Source organism: Vagococcus sp. WN80Y, from assembly GCF_059621045.1.
This window is the reverse complement of record NZ_JCAQHY010000083.1, coordinates 1-4,543: the sequence shown is the minus strand read 5'-3', so window position 1 is coordinate 4,543 and position 4,543 is coordinate 1. Positions and strand designations below refer to the sequence as shown.

Genomic DNA, 4,543 nt, shown 5'->3' with positions numbered 1-4,543 from the left:
ACTTCTAAGCAACTAAACTTGCAAGCCATCATTCTTGGGGCCTTAGCCCTTAGAAATGAGGGACATCGAAGAGAGTTAAGGTATCGAAGTTTACGTAGTGCTCGGAGCAAAACGACTTTATGTCCCAGCTTCAGATAGAATTATTAAAGTTTGCTCGCATATTGAGAGATTTTTTCTAAAAAATGAGTTCTTTGCTCCTCTTTAGAATTTCGTAAAAATGGCATTGTCAATGTCTTTTTTGTTTTTATTCCACACATTTTTAGAATTTGTTTGTTTAATAATTTCCCATAGTCTTTTTGAAAGAATTTGACATATAAATTGGGTGTATCGTGAGTTGTGATAATGGTTGCGGTTTTATTGGGTAATAATCCGACTGGGACAAGGCCTTTGTATTCATAAGCAAAACCTTTAGCAAAAGCCCGATCAATATACCCTTTTAAAATAGCTGGCATGCTACTCCACCAAATTGGGTAGACAAAAATCATATGATTAGCCCAAATTAAATCGTCTCGATATTTTTTAGTTGTAGGATCAAATTGCATATTTCGTCTTTTGTTTTCTTCATCAAATTGAAGAATTGGATTGAATTTTTCTTGATATAAATCAAGGACTTTAATTTGATGATCGGCAGAGATATTATTTTTTAGAGAATTTAAAATAGCGTGATTATAGCTTTTTTCATTTGGATGTGCGTAAATAATGAGTATATTGATAGCAAAAACCTCCGATAAATGATTAAGATTAAATGGGGTGTGCGGTCATCAAAAGTTGATTAACTTTTTCTTTTATCCAATAAGTATAAAATTGATAATATACTTGAAAGAATAAAGATGACTGGGAACGTGAGGTAAGGCGCTGAAAAGGCTCTTACACTATAGTAGTAGGTGTTGATCAGTTTGATAAAAAATGAAATCGCGCTAAATAGATAATAGCCAGAGATGATAGGCACAATTAAAATAGGGCTTCTAAATTTAGTGAACTGTGATAAACAACAGAAGAACATAATTGCAGAAGTGATAACATTCATTTTTACATGTAAATCAATGTCAGTATAGCCTTGACCTTCTAAGGAATATAAGAAAGTGAAAGCCTGACTATAAAATGTCCCTCCGATAGTAAAGATGAGAAATAAAAGAATAATCGTATAGCCTTTTTTAGGATAAGTAAAGTCGAAAATAAAAAACACTCCTTTTCTAATTGTGTTATTAATACTAGCATTTTATATGTTACAAGTAAATAGAATGTCTAAGTTGCAGAGCTGGCAAATAAAGGATAAAAGAAGAGTGAAACATCGCATTGTGTTGTTTTAGTGAATGCTTATGGTTCATCAATTGCTCTAACTCATCTGGTCCTATAAACAAGTACAAAGTATTGCTATCATCTAACAAATACATAGACTTAACCTCCTTTTGAGATCGTTTATCATTTTAGCAATTGGTTTTCTAAAGGGATGGAACTTATTATTAGTAAGAAACTTAACGGTCATGTATAATGAACATAAAAAGGGGGGGATTAGATGTTTATTAAAGAGATAGGGTTATCAGAGGTACGTGATACCATCGCACGCGAAAAGCTGGTGTTTTTGTATATTGGTCAAACGAATTGTAGTGTTTGTCATAGCTTAAAGCCACAAATTGAACAGTTGCTTACATCATATACCGACGTTACGATGATTGAGTTAGATGCGCTAGAAGAACCAGAAGTAGCTGAGGCATTTAATATATTGACGGTCCCAGTTTTATTGTTATTTGTCGAAGGGCGAGAGTATTTGCGCCGTGCCAGGATAATTAATACGAGAGAATTTTCAATGGATTTTGAAAAAATTGTTTCAGGGTATCGCGAGATGGTTAAGTAGGAGTTGAGAAGATGCGGGCAGTTATTCATATTGATGAGTCAAAAAAATGGCCTACTGTTATCGGAAATATTCGAAATATGCTAAGAGAAAGTCGCAAGGTCGAGGTGATAATTGTTGCTAACGGGGAGGCAGTTGTTAGCTATCTCGATCAGCATTTGGTTAGTGAATTAGCACTCATAAAAGGGGGACTGGTAACGATTGAAGTGTGTCAAAATGCGTTAAATGCCCATGGTATTAAAGCTAATCTGTTACCAGAATGGGTCAGAATTGTTCCAGCAGGTGTGTTACGGTTAATTGAGTTGCAACAGATTGATGGCTATGCTTACCTTAAGCCGTAAAAAGAAGCCTACTTGAATGGACGCAATGTCCATCAAGTAGGCTTCTTTTTAAATGTTTAACACTTTATCTAGAAAGGCTTTTGTTCGCTCATGTTGGGGATTATCAAAAATATCGGTTGGTTTGCCTTCTTCAATAAATTTGCCGCCGTCAGTAAAAATGACGCGATCAGCAACTTCTTTGGCGAAGCCCATTTCATGAGTTACAATGACCATTGTCATCCCGTCTGTAGCAAGTTGCTTCATAACTTCTAAGACATCTCCAACCATTTCTGGATCAAGTGCTGAGGTTGGTTCATCGAATAACATAATATCAGGCTTCATGGCTAACGCTCTGGCGATGGCAACCCGCTGCTTTTGCCCACCAGATAACGAATCTGGGTAAGCGTCGCGTTTATCTGCTAAGCCGACTTTGGTTAAAAGTTCCATGGCTAAACGGCTGGCGTCATCCTGATTTAAGACTTTCAGGTCTGTTGGGGCTAAGATAATGTTTTCTAAGACTGTCAAGTGTGGGAATAAATTAAAGTGCTGAAAAACCATCCCAATGTTTTGTCGTACTAAGTTAATGTCAGTTTTTTTATCAGTAATATCAAAACCATCAACTACAATCGTTCCGCTAGTTGCCGCTTCTAATTGGTTCAAACAGCGTAGAAAGGTACTTTTACCTGAGCCAGATGGGCCAATTAAACAAACAACTTCGCCATCGTTTATTGTGGTACTTAGTTCGTTTAGAACCGTATTATCACCAAATTTTTTGGTTAGATTATCAACAAAGACTTTAGTTGCCATTACGAGACACCTTCTTTTCAATTTGTTTAGATAGTTTAGTTAAGGCTGTAATCACGACAAAATACATGATTGAAATGATTAGTAGAACCTTAAAGGCCTGTAAATTCCGAGCCATGATGATTTGTCCTGATCGAAGTAATTCTAAAATCCCAATAGCTGAAAGAATACTCGTATCTTTCAAAGTGATGACAAATTGATTGATAAATGAGGGAATCATAATTTTAAAAGCTTGAGGTAAAACGATTCGCACCATTGTCTTACTATAAGGCATTCCTAAACTACGGGCTGCCTCAGTTTGCCCAGCAGGAACAGCGTTAATCCCGCCACGAACAATTTCGGCAATGTAAGCACCGGCATTTAAACTCAGTGTGATGATTCCGGCCACGACTGGGTCCATTTTAATGCCAGCAAAATTTGAGATTCCAAGGTAAATAAAAAGTGCGAATACATAAAGTGGAATTCCTCGAATAATGTCTACATAGATACTCGCAATCCCACGCAAAATGCTTAGTTCTGACACACTCATCAAACCAAATATTATGCCAATGAAGCAAGCAATAACAAAGGAAGCGAAGGTAATTAGTAGGGTATAGCCGAGTCCTTTAAGTAACGATTGATAATTGTTTTTGATAATCCCCATGAAGGTCTGTTCATCTTTTTTTGACTCAGTTGGGGCTGAAATGTAGCTATCAAGAATTTTTTGGTACTCACCAGATTCTTTAAGCTCAGCTAGGCCTTTATTAAACATGTCCAAAAGTTCAGGATTGCGGTCTTTTTTGACGCCAAAGCCATAACTGCCGCCTTTTTCATAGTCACCGACTAATTTCAATGGTTGGCCTTGTTTGACGGCGTACCCGATAACTGGATAATCGTCAAAAATAGCGTCGACATTACCAGCGCTCAGGACACTGTACATTACGTCGGCAGTGTCATAAAGCTTAACTTTGTAGCCATATTTCTTTTTGTTTTTTTCAATAAATTCTGAGCTTTCAGTTCCGGTTTTTGCAGCAACAGTCTTACCTTTTAAGTCATCGTAGGATGCTATGTCAGTATTTTTTTCTGCAACGGCCATCTGAATGCCACTTTGAAAATAGGGGTCAGAAAAGTTAAAGCTTTTTTGACGTTCTTCGGTAATGGTCATACCAGCCATGACGCCATCCATTTGACCTGCCTCGACGGCTTGTACAGCTGAATTAAAGCCAACTGGTTTAATATCGAAGGTGACATTATTCAGTTCAGCAATCCGATTTAAAAGCTCCATATCGATTCCCACGTAATTTCCATCACTGTCAGAAAACTCAAAGGGGGCAAAGGTGATGTCTGTCCCGATGATGTAGGTATCTTTTTTCTCTGCTTGAGCAGTCGTTGTGCCAATAGCTAAGGCAAATAGAACCGTCACTGCCAGTATTGTGTGTCTCATAATTTTTCGTAAAGTCATTATTAATGTCTCCTCCTCGTATAATAAGGTTATCAGATTTATTCTGATAGTTCCTTTTCATCCCCATAAGGGGTATGATTATTTCGTACAGATAGAGGTCGTAGTATTCCTCCTTGAAGTTTTGTC

5 protein-coding genes are annotated in these 4,543 nt (G+C 37.1%); 2 read left to right on the top strand and 3 right to left on the bottom strand.

Annotated features, from left to right (window positions below):
* Window positions 1–143: 143 nt before the first annotated feature.
* Entirely contained in the window at window positions 144–713 is a 570-nt protein-coding gene (locus AC5KOD_RS03050; protein ID WP_496913065.1) for an NAD(P)H-dependent oxidoreductase, read from the bottom strand.
* An 803-nt stretch (window positions 714–1,516) separates the two neighbouring features.
* On the opposite strand from AC5KOD_RS03050, the gene AC5KOD_RS03045 reads away from it, so the two are divergent.
* Together AC5KOD_RS03045 and AC5KOD_RS03040 are read left to right on the top strand one after the other, a co-directional pair.
* On the top strand, window positions 1,517–1,855 hold the full coding sequence (locus tag AC5KOD_RS03045; protein ID WP_496913064.1) for a thioredoxin family protein: 339 nt from the start codon (window positions 1,517–1,519) through the stop codon (window positions 1,853–1,855).
* Between the two features lie 11 nt (window positions 1,856–1,866).
* Window positions 1,867–2,193, top strand: a complete 327-nt coding sequence (locus AC5KOD_RS03040; protein WP_496913063.1) for a DsrE family protein — start codon at window positions 1,867–1,869, stop codon at window positions 2,191–2,193.
* Between the two features lie 48 nt (window positions 2,194–2,241).
* Here the strand turns inward: AC5KOD_RS03040 and AC5KOD_RS03035 are convergent, their stop codons facing one another.
* Together AC5KOD_RS03035 and AC5KOD_RS03030 are read right to left on the bottom strand one after the other, a co-directional pair.
* Window positions 2,242–2,979, bottom strand: coding sequence for an amino acid ABC transporter ATP-binding protein (locus tag AC5KOD_RS03035; protein ID WP_496913062.1), 738 nt, complete (start codon window positions 2,977–2,979; stop codon window positions 2,242–2,244).
* Window positions 2,969–4,417 carry an amino acid ABC transporter substrate-binding protein/permease gene (locus tag AC5KOD_RS03030; protein ID WP_496913061.1) on the bottom strand — a complete coding sequence of 483 codons (1,449 nt, stop codon included), beginning with the start codon at window positions 4,415–4,417 and terminating at the stop codon, window positions 2,969–2,971. Before AC5KOD_RS03030 ends, AC5KOD_RS03035 begins: the two co-directional genes overlap by 11 nt.
* Window positions 4,418–4,543: the final 126 nt, after the last annotated feature.

Bases quoted from the DNA above. Each gene is read 5' to 3' on its own strand.
- AC5KOD_RS03040 (WP_496913063.1), top strand. From the start codon at position 1,867: ATGCGGGCAGTTATTCATATTGATGAGTCAAAAAAATGGCCTACTGTT.
- AC5KOD_RS03030 (WP_496913061.1), bottom strand. From the start codon at position 4,417: ATGACTTTACGAAAAATTATGAGACACACAATACTGGCAGTGACGGTT.
- AC5KOD_RS03035 (WP_496913062.1), bottom strand. From the start codon at position 2,979: ATGGCAACTAAAGTCTTTGTTGATAATCTAACCAAAAAATTTGGTGAT.
- AC5KOD_RS03045 (WP_496913064.1), top strand. From the start codon at position 1,517: ATGTTTATTAAAGAGATAGGGTTATCAGAGGTACGTGATACCATCGCA.